The organism is Pseudomonas sp. GD03875 (assembly GCF_029840585.1).
Lineage (GTDB): Bacteria > Pseudomonadota > Gammaproteobacteria > Pseudomonadales > Pseudomonadaceae > Aquipseudomonas > Aquipseudomonas paralcaligenes.
Genome location: NZ_JAOCCV010000005.1, coordinates 50,193 through 65,280, shown reverse-complemented (window position 1 = coordinate 65,280; position 15,088 = coordinate 50,193). Strand labels below are relative to the sequence as shown.

The 15,088-nt window shown below is 67.3% G+C and carries 17 protein-coding genes; 6 read left to right on the top strand and 11 right to left on the bottom strand.

Annotation, left to right across the window (positions count from 1 at the left end; translation table 11 throughout):
* The first annotated feature begins 1 nt into the window (after window position 1).
* Window positions 2–535, top strand: coding sequence for a DUF2937 family protein (locus N5D30_RS05775; protein WP_279908123.1), 534 nt, complete (start codon window positions 2–4; stop codon window positions 533–535).
* A gap of 614 nt (window positions 536–1,149) precedes the next feature.
* Here N5D30_RS05775 and N5D30_RS05770 read toward each other — a convergent pair.
* From N5D30_RS05770 to N5D30_RS05755, 4 genes are all read right to left on the bottom strand, one after another.
* Window positions 1,150–1,644, bottom strand: coding sequence for a PaaI family thioesterase (locus tag N5D30_RS05770; RefSeq protein ID WP_279908122.1), 495 nt, complete (start codon window positions 1,642–1,644; stop codon window positions 1,150–1,152).
* 82 nt (window positions 1,645–1,726) lie between these two features.
* Complete coding sequence (locus N5D30_RS05765; protein WP_220815595.1) at window positions 1,727–2,905, bottom strand: VWA domain-containing protein; 1,179 nt, start codon at window positions 2,903–2,905, stop codon at window positions 1,727–1,729.
* A gap of 29 nt (window positions 2,906–2,934) precedes the next feature.
* Window positions 2,935–3,330, bottom strand: a complete 396-nt coding sequence (locus N5D30_RS05760) for a GFA family protein (RefSeq protein WP_279908121.1) — start codon at window positions 3,328–3,330, stop codon at window positions 2,935–2,937.
* 47 nt (window positions 3,331–3,377) lie between these two features.
* A complete protein-coding gene (locus N5D30_RS05755; RefSeq protein WP_279908120.1) occupies window positions 3,378–4,223 on the bottom strand; it encodes a MoxR family ATPase in 846 nt (281 codons plus the stop codon).
* Between the two features lie 232 nt (window positions 4,224–4,455).
* Here N5D30_RS05755 and N5D30_RS05750 point away from each other — a divergent pair, with 232 nt between their 5' ends.
* Window positions 4,456–4,845, top strand: a complete 390-nt coding sequence (locus tag N5D30_RS05750; RefSeq protein ID WP_279908119.1) for a hypothetical protein — start codon at window positions 4,456–4,458, stop codon at window positions 4,843–4,845.
* 11 nt (window positions 4,846–4,856) lie between these two features.
* The gene (locus tag N5D30_RS05745) at window positions 4,857–5,057 is read left to right on the top strand and encodes a helix-turn-helix transcriptional regulator (protein WP_220815599.1); all 201 of its coding nucleotides are present in this window, start codon (window positions 4,857–4,859) and stop codon (window positions 5,055–5,057) included.
* On the opposite strand, the gene N5D30_RS05740 is transcribed toward N5D30_RS05745, so the two are convergent.
* Window positions 5,047–6,120 carry a DUF748 domain-containing protein gene (locus N5D30_RS05740; RefSeq protein ID WP_279908118.1) on the bottom strand — a complete coding sequence of 358 codons (1,074 nt, stop codon included), beginning with the start codon at window positions 6,118–6,120 and terminating at the stop codon, window positions 5,047–5,049. The two genes, N5D30_RS05745 and N5D30_RS05740, sit on opposite strands and share 11 nt — an antisense overlap.
* Window positions 6,121–6,252: 132 nt before the next feature.
* Here N5D30_RS05740 and cysK point away from each other — a divergent pair, with 132 nt between their 5' ends.
* The gene (cysK, locus tag N5D30_RS05735) at window positions 6,253–7,227 is read left to right on the top strand and encodes a cysteine synthase A (RefSeq protein WP_279908117.1); all 975 of its coding nucleotides are present in this window, start codon (window positions 6,253–6,255) and stop codon (window positions 7,225–7,227) included.
* A gap of 19 nt (window positions 7,228–7,246) precedes the next feature.
* Here cysK and N5D30_RS05730 read toward each other — a convergent pair whose 3' ends face one another.
* Window positions 7,247–8,908 carry an MFS transporter gene (locus N5D30_RS05730; RefSeq protein ID WP_279908116.1) on the bottom strand — a complete coding sequence of 554 codons (1,662 nt, stop codon included), beginning with the start codon at window positions 8,906–8,908 and terminating at the stop codon, window positions 7,247–7,249.
* A gap of 74 nt (window positions 8,909–8,982) precedes the next feature.
* Window positions 8,983–9,885, bottom strand: coding sequence for a DMT family transporter (locus N5D30_RS05725; RefSeq protein WP_279908115.1), 903 nt, complete (start codon window positions 9,883–9,885; stop codon window positions 8,983–8,985).
* A gap of 224 nt (window positions 9,886–10,109) precedes the next feature.
* On the opposite strand from N5D30_RS05725, the gene N5D30_RS05720 reads away from it, so the two are divergent.
* Window positions 10,110–11,285: a CaiB/BaiF CoA-transferase family protein gene (locus N5D30_RS05720; protein ID WP_279908114.1), complete on the top strand. Its 1,176-nt coding sequence runs from the start codon at window positions 10,110–10,112 to the stop codon at window positions 11,283–11,285.
* A gap of 68 nt (window positions 11,286–11,353) precedes the next feature.
* On the opposite strand, the gene N5D30_RS05715 is transcribed toward N5D30_RS05720, so the two are convergent.
* The 4 genes from N5D30_RS05715 to N5D30_RS05700 all read right to left on the bottom strand — a co-directional run bounded on the left by N5D30_RS05715 (window position 11,354) and on the right by N5D30_RS05700 (window position 14,052).
* Window positions 11,354–11,848 (bottom strand): SprT family zinc-dependent metalloprotease, encoded by a 495-nt coding sequence (locus tag N5D30_RS05715; protein ID WP_279908112.1) that lies wholly within the window; start codon window positions 11,846–11,848, stop codon window positions 11,354–11,356.
* A gap of 51 nt (window positions 11,849–11,899) precedes the next feature.
* On the bottom strand, window positions 11,900–12,571 hold the full coding sequence (locus N5D30_RS05710; RefSeq protein WP_279905898.1) for a Yip1 family protein: 672 nt from the start codon (window positions 12,569–12,571) through the stop codon (window positions 11,900–11,902).
* A gap of 121 nt (window positions 12,572–12,692) precedes the next feature.
* On the bottom strand, window positions 12,693–13,292 hold the full coding sequence (locus tag N5D30_RS05705) for a Yip1 family protein (protein ID WP_220815607.1): 600 nt from the start codon (window positions 13,290–13,292) through the stop codon (window positions 12,693–12,695).
* A gap of 166 nt (window positions 13,293–13,458) precedes the next feature.
* Window positions 13,459–14,052, bottom strand: a complete 594-nt coding sequence (locus N5D30_RS05700; RefSeq protein WP_279908111.1) for a DNA-J related domain-containing protein — start codon at window positions 14,050–14,052, stop codon at window positions 13,459–13,461.
* Between the two features lie 87 nt (window positions 14,053–14,139).
* Between N5D30_RS05700 and ttcA the strand changes: the two genes are divergently transcribed.
* On the top strand, window positions 14,140–14,967 hold the full coding sequence (gene ttcA / locus N5D30_RS05695) for a tRNA 2-thiocytidine(32) synthetase TtcA (protein ID WP_279908109.1): 828 nt from the start codon (window positions 14,140–14,142) through the stop codon (window positions 14,965–14,967).
* Window positions 14,968–15,088: the final 121 nt, after the last annotated feature.

Below are 15,088 nucleotides of genomic sequence, written 5' to 3'. Positions count from 1 at the left end.
GATGTTCAGGAGTTACTTGCGGCTGCTGGTGTTCGCCTTCGGTCTGCTGGTCGGGGTACAGGTTCCGGGCTTCGTCGACGACTACGCCAAGCGCGTGGCCGCCCACCGCGCCGAGTCCGAGGAGAGCCTGCTGGGCTTCCGCGAGACCGCCGCGCGTTTCTTCAACGGCGACCTCAACGCCCTGGTCGCCCACTACCGCGCCAGCACCGACGAGGTGATGCGCAGCGACGCCAACAGCATCGGCCACCTGGTGTCGCGCTCCGAGCTGCTGGAGGCGGAGTGGCTGGCGATGCAGGGGCCCTGGTACGCACAGGTCTTGCACCTGGCGACCGGCGCCGACCAGGCGCTGCTGCAGGAAACCTACGAGTCCTACACCTACCAGGTGCTGCTGGCGCCCCACGCGATCGCCTGGGGGCTTGGTGTGGCCCTGGCGCTGGCCTGGCTGGTGGAGCTGCTGGCGCTGGGTATCGGCTGGACGCTCGGGGTCGGGCGCCGGCACAAGCCGATCGCCTATGAGAAGCGCCACTGGCGCTGATGCAGAAAGAAGGCCCCTTGCGGGGCCTTTTTATTGGCGATGTCCCCGTTACGTGTTGCAGACGCTGCAGCTGCCCTGCGAAAACGGCTTGCCTGGGAGCCGGTGGGCCACAGACCGTAATCCGCCAGCGAAATCGACCGCGGCACCGTCGGTGGGTTACGCCGGCAAGCGGCTAACTCCGCGGTCAAGCCCCTCTATCTGAATGCTGCAGCTGCCTGCCCCTGGATTCCCGCATACGCGGGAATGACGGCTCCGGAAGAAACTCCCCTCTGCCTCGTCATCCCCGCGCAGGCGGGGATCCAGAAGGGGCAGGGCACTACAACATCTCGCGGGGACATAGCCTTTCTTTTGGCTATGCCCCCGGTTACGTATTGGTGGCGCAATCCTGCTTTTCGTGGGAGCGGCTGGGCGGCACTCCGATTGGCCGCGACTTTCGCGGATAAATCCGCTCCCACAAGGTGTGCGACAACCAACGTGGGCATCTGATCGGGTCCGCCGTCGTAGGGTGCGCCGTGCGCACCAGCGGTGTCCGCGACATGGCCCCGGTGCGCACGGCGTGGGGTAGGGCGGGTGGAACCCGCGAGCGGGTTACGCGGGTTTCACCCGCCCTACCTTCAGGCCTGTTTGCCGTGGGCGGCGGCGGCCAGTTGGCTGGCGTCTACCCGCACGAAGACGGAGTCGCCCACGGCGGTCAGCAGGTCGCCCGCATAGATTTCGCAGATCACCCGGGTCTTGCGCCCCGGCTCGCCCTCGACCCGGGCGCGCAGCTGCAGCGGCACGCCCATGGGCGTCGGCTTGATGAACTTGATGCCGAGGTTGCCGGTGACGCACTCGACGCGCGGCAGGCTGCCGGGCTCGCGGCCTTCGGCGCGGTAGTGCCAGGCCATGGCGGTCCAGTTGGAATGGCAGTCCACCAGCATGGCGATCAGCCCGCCGTAGACCAGCTCCGGCCAGCCGCAGTGCATGGGGTCTGGCTGGTGTTCTGCCACCACGTGCACACCGTCTGCGTGCCAGCGGCTCTTGATGTGCAGGCCGTGGGGGTTGCGGCCGCCGCAGCCGTAGCAGACGCCGTCCGGCGCGGCGGCGTCCTGTAGGGAAAGGTCTTGCATGTTGGTTCGTTCCAGAAGAGACCGGCCAAGCCTAGCGGCTTTCGCCACGAAGCAGAACGGGCCGCATGGGCCCGTTCGTGTGTCACTTGGAGAGGAACCTCATTCCTTCCTCCAGTCCCCGCAGCGTCAGCGGGTGCATCTGGTCGTTGATCAGCTCGCGGACGATGTTGGTGGAGGCCGTGTAGTTCCAGGCGTCCTTGGGATAGGGGTTGATCCAGATGAGCTTCTTGTACTTCTCCATGAAGCGCTTCATCCAGACGTAGCCGGCTTCCTCGTTCCAGTGCTCGACGCTGCCGCCGGGCTGGGTGATCTCGTAGGGCGCCATGGCGGCGTCGCCGACGAAGATGATCTTCCAGTCCGGGCCGTACTTGTGCAGCAGGTCGAGGGTGGAGAAGCGCTCGCTGGTGCGGCGCAGGTTGTTCTTCCACACGCTCTCGTAGACGAAGTTGTGGAAGTAGAAATATTCGAGGTGCTTGAACTCGGTCTTGCAGGCCGAGAACAGTTCCTCGCACACCTTGACGTGGGCGTCCATCGAGCCGCCGATGTCGAACAGCAGCAACAGCTTCACCGTGTTGCGCCGCTCCGGGCGCATCTGGATGTTGAGCAGGCCGGCGTCCTTGGCGGTGTGGTCGATGGTGCCGGCCAGGTCGAATTCCTCGGCGGCGCCTTCGCGGGCGAACTTGCGCAGGCGGCGCAGGGCCACCTTGATGTTGCGGGTGCCCAGCTCGACCTGGTCGTCGAGGTTCTTGTACTCGCGCTGGTCCCACACCTTGGCGGCCTTGCCCTGGCGCTTGCCGGCGTCGCCGACGCGGATGCCCTCGGGGTTGTAGCCGCCGGAGCCGAATGGGCTGGTGCCGCCGGTGCCGATCCACTTGTTGCCGCCGGCGTGGCGTTCCTTCTGTTCCTCGAGGCGCTTCTTGAATTCCTCGATCAGCTTGTCCAGGCCGCCGAGGGACTGGATCTGCGCGCGTTCCTCGTCGGTCAGGTGGCGCTCGAACTCCTTGCGCAGCCAGTCTTCGGGGATCAGCGCCTCGATGTGTTCGTTGAGGTTTTCCAGGCCCTTGAAGTAGGCGCCGAAGGCCCGGTCGAACTTGTCGAAGTGGCGCTCGTCCTTCACCAGGATCGCCCGGGCGAGGTAGTAGAACTCGTCCATGTCGGCGAACACGACGTTGTGCTTGAGCGCGTTGATCAGGTCGAGCAGCTCGCGTACCGAGACCGGCACCTTGGCCGCGCGCATTTCGTTGAACAGGTTGAGCAGCATGGCTGCGGCCTCGTGTTATCGGTGGAGCCTCAGGAGCGGGACTCCTGGGGCAGGCCGTCGGCGATCTGGTACCAGTCGGCCTTGGATTCGGGAAAGATGTGCTTTTGCGGGATGACACCCAGAGGCGTGTCCAGCGTGCCCAGGGCGACGGACAGCCACTCCGGGTGCGGATGCTCGGCGAACCATTGCAGGGTCGCGCCACACTGCCGGCAGAAGGTCCGGCTCACGCCGGGCGAGGAGTGGTAGGTCGCCACCTGATCCTCGCCCGCGGTGAAGCGGAAGTGCTCGCGACGCACGTTGCCGTAGCTGCCGAACGCCGCGCCGTGCGCCTTGCGGCACATCGAGCAGTGGCAGTGGCTGGCGGACGCGATGGGCGCGTCGATCTCGTACTTCACCGCGCCGCACAGGCAGCTTCCGCGATGCATGCGTGGCCCCTCCTGCTGGTGGCCCGCCAGCGGCGGGCGTTACGGCCTCAGCGCGACGCGCGTCGGGCCATGAAGGCCAGGCGTTCGAGCAGCTGCACGTCCTGCTCGTTCTTGACCAGGGCGCCGGCCAGCGGCGGGATGGCCTTGGTCGGGTCGCGCTCGCGCAGCACGGCCTCGCCGATGTTGTCGGCCATCAGCAGCTTCAGCCAGTCGACCAGCTCGCTGGTGGAGGGCTTCTTCTTCAGGCCCGGCACCTTGCGCACGTCGAAGAATACGTCGAGCGCCTCGGCCACCAGCTCGCCGCTGACGTTCGGGTAGTGCACGTCGACGATGCGCTTGAGGGTCTCGCGGTCGGGGAAGGCGATGTAGTGGAAGAAGCAGCGGCGCAGGAAGGCGTCCGGCAGCTCCTTCTCGTTGTTCGAGGTGATGATGATGATCGGGCGCTGCTTGGCCTTGATCGTCTCGTCGGTCTCGTAGACGTAGAACTCCATCTTGTCGAGTTCCTGCAGCAGGTCGTTGGGGAACTCGATGTCAGCCTTGTCGATCTCGTCGATCAGCAGGATCACGCGCTCATCGGACTCGAACGCCTCCCACAGCTTGCCTTTCTTGATGTAGTTGCGCACGTCGTGGACCTTGTCCGAATCCAGCTGCGAGTCGCGCAGGCGGCTGACCGCGTCGTACTCGTACAGGCCCTGGTGCGCCTTGGTGGTGGACTTGATGTGCCAGGTGATCAGCTTGGCGCCGAAGGCCTGGGCCAGCTGCTCGGCGAGCATGGTCTTGCCGGTACCCGGTTCGCCCTTGACCAGCAGCGGGCGCTGCAGGGTGATGGCGGCGTTGACCGCGAGCTTCAGGTCGTCGGTGGCGACGTAGGACTGGGTGCCTTCGAACTTCATCTGGGAATCCTCGGACGGGCGCACGGCGGGCGCGGCCGGCTGGTTCGGTGTGTGATGTAAGGCCCGACTATAACGCGCGCCACGGTGAACTGTGAACGCAGACGCGCCATTCAGTCACTGAATGGCGGGTCAGGGCGTCGCCGGTTACGAATTTCTCGAAATGACAAGCATGCTTTACATCCACGATCGACAGATGTTAAGTTTGCTTTACATCAACCGGAGAGTCCCATCCATGAACATCGCTGCCCGTCGCTACGTCATTTCCTGTTCCTCGCTGATGCTGGTGTATGCCGCGCTGGTCGCCCTGATCAGCTGGGGCGTGGACCTGCAACAACTGCCCTACGCCCTGCGGGTGATCGCCGCCGCGTCGCCGGCGATACCGCTGCTGGCCTCGCTCTACGTATTCGACCGCTATATGCGCAGCGAGCCGGACGAGTTCCTGCGCTTCCTGATGTCGCGCGCCGCGCTGCTGGCCGGTGGCGCGGTGGTCGGCCTGCTCACCGCCTGGGGCTTTCTCGAGCAGTACGCCGGCTGGCCGCGCTTCCCGCTGATCCTGGCGTTCCCCACCTTCTGGGCCGCCTATGCCTTCACCTCCACCCTGGTCCGCTGGCGCTACGCCTGAGGAGAGCCGCCATGCACAATCGCCTGAAGGAGCTGCGGGCCGAGCGGGGCTGGAGCCAGTCGGAGCTGGCCCAGCGGCTGGAGGTGTCGCGGCAGAGCGTCAACGCCATCGAGACCGGCAAGTACGACCCGAGCCTGCCGCTGGCCTTCCGCATCGGCCGGGTGTTCGGGTTGCCCATCGAGGCCATCTTCAGCGACGAGGTCACGAGCTAGGCGGCGCGTTTTCGTAGCGCGCGTTGAAGGCCTGGATGAAGCCGTTGCGCAGGATCGAGAGGAAGGCCTGGAAGGGGCTGACGTTCTGGTCGCGGACGCTGCCGGACAGCTCCACCCGGGTGGCGAACTGGTTCTTCTGCTGGTTTTTCAGCACCGTTTCGCTGCCGCCGACCAGGGCTTCCCAGATCGAGCGGAAGAAGCCCTTGTCCTGGTCCTGCACGTCCTGTCGCCAGTTGAACACGTCGACGTCGCGCAGCAGCGGCTTGATGTAGCCGTCGAGCTGGCCGTTCTCGGCGCTGGCCTCGATCACCACGTCGCCGTTGCCGGCGTTGAAGTCGAACTTGCCGTAGGCGGAGGAGAAGTCGTTGAGCCGGCGCAGTTCGATGTCGGTGGCGCGCACACGGAATTCGAAGTCCTGGAAGTTCTCGAACGGGTCGAACACCGCCGTCGCCTCCAGCGGGGCGTGGTCGAGCAGCAGGGCCTTGCCCTCGAAGCGGGCCACCCGCTCGCCGCGTTCGTCGGCGACGTTGGTCAGGTTGTACAGGCTGGCGTTGACGTCGCTGGCGTACATGTTCACCGGCGGATCCGAGGTGAAGTTGCGGAAGCTGATGCGGCCGTTCACCACGCGGATTTCGTCGAGGGTGATCGGCAGCAGTTTCTCCAGCTGCTCGCGCCAGTCCACGCCGGCACCGGTCTGGCTGTCGTCGCCGCTCTCGCCGCCGTCGACGAAGTTCAGCTGCGGGCTCTCGAAGATCACCCGGGCCACCACGCCGTGGTCGTACCAGAGCGCGTGCCAGCTCACCGACAGGTCGATGGAGGGCGCGTCGAGCAGCGGCACCGGCACGTCGCCGTCGGCCTTGGCGATCACCAGGCCGTCGATGCGGTAGGCGCCGCGCCACCAGGCCAGGTCCACGTCGGCGATCTGCCCGCGGTACTCGCCCATGTCCGCCAGCTTGGCGTTGAGGTAGTCGCGGATGAAGATGGGCAGGGTCAGGTGCAGGACCAGCAGCACGGCGACCAGGCCGAGGACGATGTAGAGGGGCAGGCTGTAGCGGCGTTTCATCGGTGGCATCCGTCGCAGCAGGTGTTTCCGGTGGACCGCCGAGCGAGACGCGGAGTTCGACCGGCGTGCGCTGGACGATCTCTCTTGCCAGGCTTAGGCTGTTTGCCCTCGGTTATCGAAAGGACAACGACCATGAGCCGCATCTACACCGACAACGCCCAGTCCATCGGCAACACGCCGCTGGTGCAGATCAACCGCCTGGGGCCCAAGGGTGTCACCATCCTGGCGAAGATCGAGGGTCGCAACCCCGGCTACTCGGTCAAGTGCCGCATCGGCGCCAACATGATCTGGGACGCCGAGTCGCGCGGCGTGCTCAAGCCGGGCATGACCCTGGTCGAACCGACCTCCGGCAACACCGGCATCGGCCTGGCCTTCGTCGCCGCCGCCCGCGGCTACAAGCTGATCCTGACCATGCCCGCCTCCATGAGCCTGGAGCGGCGCAAGGTGCTCAAGGCCCTCGGCGCCGAGCTGGTGCTGACCGAGCCGGCCAAGGGCATGAAGGGCGCCATCGAGAAGGCCGCCGAGATCGCCGCGTCCGATCCCGCCAAGTGCTTCCAGCCGCAGCAGTTCGACAACCCGGCCAACCCGGCCATCCACGAGAAGACCACCGGGCCGGAGATCTGGAATGACACCGACGGCGCGGTCGACGTGCTGGTGGCCGGCGTCGGCACCGGCGGCACCATCACCGGCGTGTCGCGCTACATCAAGCAGCAGCGCCACAAGCCGATCCTGTCGGTGGCGGTCGAGCCGATCGCCTCGCCGGTGATCAGCCAGACCCTGGCCGGCGAGGAGGTCAAGCCGAGCCCGCACAAGATCCAGGGCATCGGCGCCGGCTTCGTGCCGAAGAACCTCGATCTGTCGGTGGTCGACCGCGTCGAGCAGGTGGGCGACGACGAGTCCAAGGCCATGGCCCTGCGCCTGATGCAGGAAGAGGGCATCCTCTGCGGCATCTCCTGCGGCGCCGCCATGGTCGCCGCCGTGCGCCTGGCCGAGAGGCCGGAGATGCAGGGCAAGACCATCGTGGTGATCCTGCCGGACTCCGGCGAGCGCTACCTGTCGAGCATGCTGTTCAGCGACCTGTTCACCGAGCAGGAACTGCAGCAGTAACGCCCTGACGCGCGGCGGCTCATATCCGGGTCGCCGCGTCGTTGTCGTAGCGGTTGGCGATGTAGCTCACGCCGTGGCGGATCAGCGGTGGCGCCTCGCCGCTGTGCAGCAGGCCGACCGCGTCGACGATCGCCTGGTCGGCCAGCGTCATGCGGTCGAGCATGCGCAGGTGCTGCAGCCAGCTCTCCACCACCAGCGTCTCCTGCCAGATTTCCTGGTCGGCCGCGTCGCGGAACAGCGACCAGCGCTGCGCCCCGTTGCGCAGGCGCAGTCGACGCAGCTCCTGCATGGCGCGCACGAAGTCGCGGGTGCGCTCGGCGGGGATGCGGTACTCGATGGTCACCAGCACCGCGCCCCGGTCCGGGTCGAAGGCGAAGGCCGGCATGCCGGGCAAGGTGCTCTGCGCGCGGCGCATGCTGCCCACCTCCAGCTCCGGCAGGCGCGAGTGGTAGAGCAGGAAGGCGCAGGCCACCATCAGGCAGCCCGCCGCCAGCAGCGCGCCCTGCGGCCCCATGTTCTCGGCCAGGTGGCCCCAGAGAAACGAACCCAGCGCCAGGCCGCCGTACAGCGCCGTCTGGTACAGCGCCAGGGCGCGCGCCTTGACCCAGTCCGGCACCAGTATCTGCACCGAGGAATTGTAGGTGGCGACCGCGGCGATCCAGCAGGCGCCGCCGATCAGCAGGGCGGGGAAGATCAGCCACAGGTTGTCCAGCGCGCCGAGCGCCAGCATCACCAGGCCCATGGTGAAGCCCGCCAGGCTGATCAGCCGGCTGCGCCCCCAGGCCCGCGCACCACGGTTGACCAGCAGGCTGCCGAGGATCGCCCCGACGCCGAGGGCGCCGAGCATGTAGCCGTACACCGTGGCGCCGCCATCCGGGTTGCGGTGCGCCAGCACCGGCAGCAGCGCCCACACGGCGCTGGCGGAGAGGCCGAAGGAGAAGGAGCGCAGCATCACCAGGCGGGTGACGCTGGAGTGCTGGGTGAAGCGCAGCGCCGCCACCACGCCCTGGGCCAGGTGCTCCGGCGGCAAGGTGCGCACCGGCACGGCGCGGCGCCAGGCCCAGATCGCCCAGATCAGGCCGACGTAGCACAGGCAGTTGAACAGGAAGATCCAGGGCGCGCCCACCAGGCTCAGCATCAGGCCGCCCAGGGCCGGGCCGGCGGCGCGGGCGACGTTGAAGTTGACGCTGTTGAGCAGCACGGCGTTGCCGACCATGCCGCCCGGCACCTGCTCACTCACCGCCGCCTGCCAGGCCGGCACGGTGATCGAGCCGCCGATGGAAATCCACAGGATCGAGACGATCAGCAGGATCGGGTCGAGGTAGCCGAGGAAGGCGATCACGCTGAGGAAGATGGCGCCGCTCATCTCGAAGGCCAGGCCGGCGAGCATGATCTTGCGCCGGTCGTGGTTGTCGGCCATCACCCCGGAGACGATCGACAGCAGCACCAGGGGCAGGGTGGCGGCGACCTGGATCATCGCCACCAGCAGCGGGCCGGCGTGTGCCTCGGTGACTACCCAGGCGGCGGCTACCGACTGCGCCCAGGTGCCCAGGTTGGCGAACAGGTTGGCGACCCAGATGATGCGGAAGGCGCGGATCGTGAAGGGGCTGAGCAGGTGGTGGTGCTTGTCTGCCTCGGGCTCCCGGGGCAGGTCGTTCTTCGGCGAGACGGACTGCAGCATGCGAGTTTCCTTGCGTGGCCGGCCGCCGCCCGGGCGGCCCTGCATCGTCTCTGAGTGTAGAAGCCCGCCTGGGTTCAGGCCCGCGCCGCCACGCTGGCGCGCTCAGGGTGCACCACCAGCCACAGGGCCACGCCGATCAGCGCGCAGCCCGGCAGGTAGGCCCAGCTCAGCGGCTCGCCGAGCAGCAGGGCGCCCCACAGCACGCCGAACGGCGGGATCAGGAAGGTGGTGGTGGACGCCTTGATTGGCCCGACGTCAGCCAGCAGGCGGAAGTACAGGACATAGGCGAAGGCGGTGCAGACCAGCCCCAGCGCGGCCAGCGACAGCCACACCTCGGGTCCGCCCCAGCTGGCCGGCGGCTGCCAGGCCAGGCTGCCGGCGAACAGCGGCAGCTGGAACAGGCTGGCACCGAGCAGGCTGGCGAAGGCGGTCAGGCGGTTGTCCAGGCCGCCCTGCTGGCCGATCCAGCTGCGGGTGAGGAAGCCGGCGAAGCCGTAGCAGGTGGTGGCCACCAGGCACGCAGCGGCGCCCAGCAGCAGCGGCAGGTCGAAGTCCACCGGGCCGGTGCGGGTCAGCACCGCCACGCCGAACAGGCCGAGGGCGACGCCGGCGGCCTTGCTCGCGGTCATTGCCTCGCTGAAGAACAGCGCGCCGATCAGCACGCCCATCAGCGGCGTGGTGGCATTGAAGATCGAGGAATAGCCGGCCGGCAGCACCAGCGCCGCCAGGCAGTACATCACCGAGGGCAGGCCGGCGTTGATCACCCCCAGGGCCAGGCAGGCGCGGAACTTGCCGCGGAAGTCCCACGCCGGGCGCAGCACCAGCAGGATCGCCAGCAGCCCCAGCGCGCCGAGGCTGGCGCGGAAGAAGGCGGTGGGCAGGCTGCCGAGCACCGGCACGGCGATGCGCATGAACAGGAAGCTGGCGCCCCAGATGGCGGCGAGCAGCAGCAGGCGGAACAGGTCGGCGGGTCGCATCGCGGGCTCCTGGCGGGAGCGCCCAGATTACGCGGCTCCCCGCCGCGCGCAATCCGCAGCTGACTTTCAAATCGCCGGTACAGTGGTCGCTGGGGTCAATCGCGCCGAGCGCCTGGGTCATTGAGGCACGGGGAGGGCTGGCCTAACCTGCGGCGACACCCTTCGCGAATGCCCGCTGCGTCTCCAGCGCCGGGCGTTTCATCACCGGATCGGGAACGCCGAACATGAAAGGCCCGCTGTCTTCGCTGAAAGTCCTCGATTTCTCCACCCTGCTGCCGGGGCCGTTCGCCTCGCTGCTGCTGGCGGACATGGGCGCCGAGGTGCTGCGCATCGAGTCGCCCAGCCGTACCGATCTGGTGCGGGTGCTGCCGCCCCACGTCGATGGCGTGTCCACCAGCCACGCCTACCTCAACCGCAACAAGCGCTGCCTGGCCCTGGACCTGAAGCAGCCCGAGGCGCTGGAAGTGGTGCGGCGCCTGGTGCGTGAGTACGACATCGTGCTGGAGCAGTTCCGCCCGGGGGTGATGGACAAGCTGGGCCTCGGCTATGAGGCGCTGAAGGAAATCAACCCAGGGCTGATCTACGTTTCCATCACCGGCTACGGCCAGACCGGCCCCTACAAGGACCGCGCCGGCCACGACCTCAACTACCTGGCCCTGAGCGGCCTGGCCAGCTACACCGGGCGCCGCGACAGCGGCCCGCTGCCCCTCGGTGTGCAGGTGGCGGACATCGCCGGCGGCTCGCTGCACGGGGTGATCGGCCTGCTCGCGGCGGTGATCGCCCGCCAGGGCAGTGGCCAGGGCCAGCGCGTTGACATCAGCATGACCGACTGCGCCTTCAGCCTGCACGCCATGGCCGGTGCCGGCTTTCTCGCCGGCGGGGTGGAGCCGGACATGGAGAACCAGGTGCTCAACGGCGGCAGCTTCTACGACTACTACCGCACCCGCGATGGCCGCTGGCTGTCGGTGGGCAGCCTGGAGCCGCAGTTCATGCAGCGCTTTTGCGCCACCCTCGGCCGCCCGGAACTGGCCGCCCTGGGGTTGTCGGCGAAGGATCAGGACAGGCTCAAGCGCGAGATCGCCATCGAGGTGGAGAAGCACGACCTGGCCGAGTGGCGGCAGCGCTTCGCCGAGGTGGACGCCTGTGTCGAGCCGGTGCTGAGCCTGGCCGAGGCGGTGGAGCATCCCCAGCTCGCGGCGCGCGGCGTGGTCACCGAGGTGCCGCGCGAAGGCCGGCCGGCGCAGCGGCAGATCGCCTGCCCGATCCGTTTCTCCGAGGGCCTGGAGCCGCCCCGCCACATCGGCGCGGCGGTCGGCGCGCACAACGACGAGGTGCTGCGCGAACTGGGCTACGACGAGGAAGAGATTGCCCGGCTCAAGGCCGGCAAGGTGCTCGGATAGGGGACTCGTAGGGCGGGTGAAACCCGCGCCCAGGCCAGCGCCATGTGCGGGTTTCACCCGCCCTACGGCTACTCGACCCGCTGCTCGCCGCTGAACACCAGGGTCGCCCGGCAGCGCCGGCAGAAGTAGCTGCGGCCCTTGCGCACCAGGTTGTGGCGCTGGGTGGAGAAGGGGAATTCGCCGTCCGGGCACTGGCACAGGTAGAGATAGCGGGTGACCTTGCGCCGACCCACGTCGTAGGTGTGGCAGCGCTCCGGCGGCAGCTCGTAGACGCCGCGCATGATCAGCTGCCATTCCTCGCCGTGGGGCTGGATGCGCGCGCCGAACATCTGGTGCGCCACCAGATGGGCCACCTCGTGGGCCACGGTCTGCTTCAGGAAATGCTCGCGGTTCTCCGCGTACAGCTTCGGATTGAAGCGCAGCAGGTTGTCGTGGAGGTGGGCGACGCCGGCCTTCTGGCCACGCAGCCGGAAGCTGACCTCGGGGCGGGGGAAGGCACGTTTGAAGAAATCCTCGGCCAGCTGGTAGCAGGCTTCGACGCGGGCATGGAGCAATTCGGGCATGGGGCGATTATGCCGTATCGCCCCATGCCGCCCAACCCGCCGCCGGTCGCGTCAGTCCCGGCCGTGCTGCTGCTCGTGGACCGACGGGCGCTCTTCCACGGTCGGGTAGGTCTGGTCCGCCGCAGTGCGCTCATAGACCGGGTTGGTGTAGTAGTGCCAGTGCAGGATGGCCGAGACCAGCAGGGTCACCACCGCCAGCACGGCCACTGCCCACACCGCCCCGGCGTAGACCATGCCCTGCTGCTGGCGGATGCGCATGAAGGTGGGCAGGCCGACGAACAGCAGGAAGGTCGAATAGGCGCAGGCCAGGCCCAGGGCGATCACCGCCAGCCAGCGGCTCGGGTAGACCGCCGCCAGGCCGGCGAGGAAGAACGGCGTGGCGGTGTAGGCGGCGAAGCCGATGCACTGGTTGAGCGTGGGCCGGGTGTCGAAGGTGCGCGACATCCAGCGCACGAAGCCGCCCATGATCAAGGTGCCGAACAGTGCGGTGAAGTAGACGCTGACGGACAGCAGCAGGGCGCTGCGCTCGTCCAGCCGCACCCGCTCGTCGCCGGCCAGGCTCCAGCCCATTTCGGTGGTGCCGATGAACAGGCTGACGGCGGGGATCAGGGCGAGCAGCAGCAGGTGGCCGAGGTAGTGGCTGCTGTGTCGTTCCTCTTCCTGGCGGATCTCGCGCCAGGCGGCGTCCGGGTGGGTGAACAGGGTGACGAAATGCGGAGTCATGGTCGGTGCTCCCTTCTGGGCTACTCAAAGCCTTAGAGCCTCGCCATGGCCGTTGGGGTTCAACTTTCCTGCGCGCATGAAAAAGGCCGCCCGTGGGCGGCCTCGTTCGAACGGTCGTCGATCAGTTGATGTAGACGGGGCCCACGCCGAAGCCCCAGAGGATGACCGAGCAGGCGATCATCGCCACCAGCACCACCAGGCCCACCGCCAGGACGGAGCTGGAGAACATGAAGCCCTCGTCCTGGGGGATGCCCATGAAGGTCGGGATGCCGGAGTAGAGCAGGTAGACCGTGTAGCAGACCGCTATCGTGCCGATCAGCATGCCCAGCCACAGGCTCGGGTACAGCGCGGCGACGCCGCCGATGAACAGCGGGGTGGCGGTGTAGGCGGCGAACACGACGCACTGGGTGAACGTGGGAGTGGCGTCGTAGGTGCGCGCCATCCAGTGGATGAAGGCGCCCATCACGGCGACGCCGACGAGCATGGCGAGGTAGGACATCACGGTCATCTGCAGGGCACTGGTGGCCGTCAGCTTGACCGCCTCGCCGCTGCCGATGCGCCAGCCGACCTCCGTGGTACCGAAATAGGCGCAGAGCGCGGGTATGGCAGCGAGAATCAGAACGTGGGTCAGGTACATGTGGCTGATGCTTTCTTCCTCGCCACGGATTTCCTGCCACTCCTGGTCGGGATGGGTGAAGAGCCCCCAAACATGGTGGATCATGCAGACACCTCCTCTTTTTATTGTCGATCGCACTGGGCGTAGGGCCCGGTGCGCATGGCCAGCGGCACCGGGTGCAGGCCGATTCGGCTGCGACCGTATGCCGCAGTATAGGGGAAGGCTGGAGGCCGCATGAACCGTGGCTTTAGAGCGAATCGCTCTCTCGGGTTCAGCCGTAATAGCGTTGCAGTATTTCCATCGCCAGGTTGATCGACTGCAGGCGTCCGGTGCTGCCGCCCCGGTCGGGGTGGTGCAGGCTCACCAGCTGGCGGTAGCGCTGCTTGATCACGGCGAGATCGAGCGGCTGGTCGACGTTCAGCTCGAACAGCTCCAGCGCCGCGCGCTTCTCGTCGCCGCCCTGCATGCGCGTCCAGAAGCTGGACAGCAGCTTCTCTACATCGCGCTCGGTGGTGTCGCGCAGGTGCTGCATATCGAGGTAGTAGTCGCGCAGCGGGTCGTGCCGGGCCAGCTCCGCGCTGCCCGGCTGCCAGGGCTGCAGCTGCACGCACAGCGGGCCGATCTCCAGGTGCGCCTCCTGGCGGCCCCAGAGGCGATCGCGCAGCAGGTACAGGGCGTTGAACAGCAGGAAGTGGATGCGGAACAGCACCAGCTTGTCGGCCAGGCCGAGGTTGGGGATGTGGGTGGAGTGGCGGGCCTTGAGCTGCTGGATCAGCTGGAACTCGCTGACGCCGGCGGGCGCGTCGCGCAGCAGTTCGTGCAGCTGGTCGGGCAGGTCGAGGGCGGGGTCGAGGTCGTTGTTCATCGGCCGAGCCTAACACGGGCTGCCGTCGGCGGCCTTTGTGCGTAAAATGGCCAGCTTTTCGCCTTCGTCCCCGGATTCGCCAGCACCATGCCCAGCACCCTCTCGGTCAACCAGAACAAACTGCAGAAGCGCCTGCGCCGCCAGGTCGGCGAGGCCATCGCCGACTTCAACATGATCGAGGACGGCGACAAAGTGATGGTCTGCCTGTCCGGCGGCAAGGACAGCTACACCCTGCTCGACATCCTGCTGTACCTGCAGAAGGTGGCGCCGATCCGGTTCGAGATCGTCGCGGTGAACATGGACCAGAAGCAGCCCGGCTTTCCCGAGCACGTGCTGCCGGCCTACCTGGAGTCCATCGGCGTGCAGTACCACATCATCGAGAAGGACACCTACTCGGTGGTAAAGGAGAAGATCCCGGAGGGCAAGACCACCTGCTCGCTGTGCTCGCGCCTGCGCCGCGGCACCCTGTACACCTACGCCGACGAGATCGGCGCGACCAAGATGGCTCTCGGTCACCACCGCGACGACATCCTCGAGACCTTCTTCCTCAACATGTTCTACGGCGGCACGCTCAAGGCCATGCCGCCCAAGCTGCTGTCCGACGACGGCCGCAACGTGGTGATCCGCCCGCTGGCCTACTGCAACGAGAGGGACATCGAGGCCTACTCGGTGCTCAAGGAGTTCCCGATCATCCCGTGCAATCTGTGCGGCTCCCAGGAGAACCTGCAGCGCCAGGTGGTCAAGGAAATGCTCAACGAGTGGGAGCGCAAGAGCCCGGGCCGCACCGAGATCATGTTCCGCGCCCTGCAGAACGTGGTGCCCTCGCAACTGGCCGACCGCAACCTGTTCGACTTCCAGAGCCTGAAGATCGACGACAGCGCCACGCCGCGCTTCCTCGACGTGATGAGTCTCTGATCCCGGTGCGCATGGCGCACCCTACATACGCATCCGTAGGGTGCGCCATGCGCACCGTCCCGGAAGATCCAACGTAGGGCGGGTGAAACCCGCGCAATTCACCACGCGGGTTGCACCCGCC

Coding starts and splice junctions, on each gene's coding strand:
- N5D30_RS05715 (WP_279908112.1), bottom strand. CDS start 11,848: ATGCCCGAATTGCTCCATGCCCGCGTCGAAGCCTGCTACCAGCTGGCC.
- N5D30_RS05745 (WP_220815599.1), top strand. CDS start 4,857: ATGCACAATCGCCTGAAGGAGCTGCGGGCCGAGCGGGGCTGGAGCCAG.
- N5D30_RS05730 (WP_279908116.1), bottom strand. CDS start 8,908: ATGCTGCAGTCCGTCTCGCCGAAGAACGACCTGCCCCGGGAGCCCGAG.
- N5D30_RS05750 (WP_279908119.1), top strand. CDS start 4,456: ATGAACATCGCTGCCCGTCGCTACGTCATTTCCTGTTCCTCGCTGATG.
- N5D30_RS05755 (WP_279908120.1), bottom strand. CDS start 4,223: ATGAAGTTCGAAGGCACCCAGTCCTACGTCGCCACCGACGACCTGAAG.
- N5D30_RS05700 (WP_279908111.1), bottom strand. CDS start 14,052: ATGAACAACGACCTCGACCCCGCCCTCGACCTGCCCGACCAGCTGCAC.
- N5D30_RS05775 (WP_279908123.1), top strand. CDS start 2: ATGTTCAGGAGTTACTTGCGGCTGCTGGTGTTCGCCTTCGGTCTGCTG.
- N5D30_RS05765 (WP_220815595.1), bottom strand. CDS start 2,905: ATGCTGCTCAACCTGTTCAACGAAATGCGCGCGGCCAAGGTGCCGGTC.
- cysK (WP_279908117.1), top strand. CDS start 6,253: ATGAGCCGCATCTACACCGACAACGCCCAGTCCATCGGCAACACGCCG.
- N5D30_RS05725 (WP_279908115.1), bottom strand. CDS start 9,885: ATGCGACCCGCCGACCTGTTCCGCCTGCTGCTGCTCGCCGCCATCTGG.
- ttcA (WP_279908109.1), top strand. CDS start 14,140: ATGCCCAGCACCCTCTCGGTCAACCAGAACAAACTGCAGAAGCGCCTG.
- N5D30_RS05710 (WP_279905898.1), bottom strand. CDS start 12,571: ATGACTCCGCATTTCGTCACCCTGTTCACCCACCCGGACGCCGCCTGG.
- N5D30_RS05740 (WP_279908118.1), bottom strand. CDS start 6,120: ATGAAACGCCGCTACAGCCTGCCCCTCTACATCGTCCTCGGCCTGGTC.
- N5D30_RS05705 (WP_220815607.1), bottom strand. CDS start 13,292: ATGATCCACCATGTTTGGGGGCTCTTCACCCATCCCGACCAGGAGTGG.
- N5D30_RS05760 (WP_279908121.1), bottom strand. CDS start 3,330: ATGCATCGCGGAAGCTGCCTGTGCGGCGCGGTGAAGTACGAGATCGAC.
- N5D30_RS05720 (WP_279908114.1), top strand. CDS start 10,110: ATGAAAGGCCCGCTGTCTTCGCTGAAAGTCCTCGATTTCTCCACCCTG.
- N5D30_RS05770 (WP_279908122.1), bottom strand. CDS start 1,644: ATGCAAGACCTTTCCCTACAGGACGCCGCCGCGCCGGACGGCGTCTGC.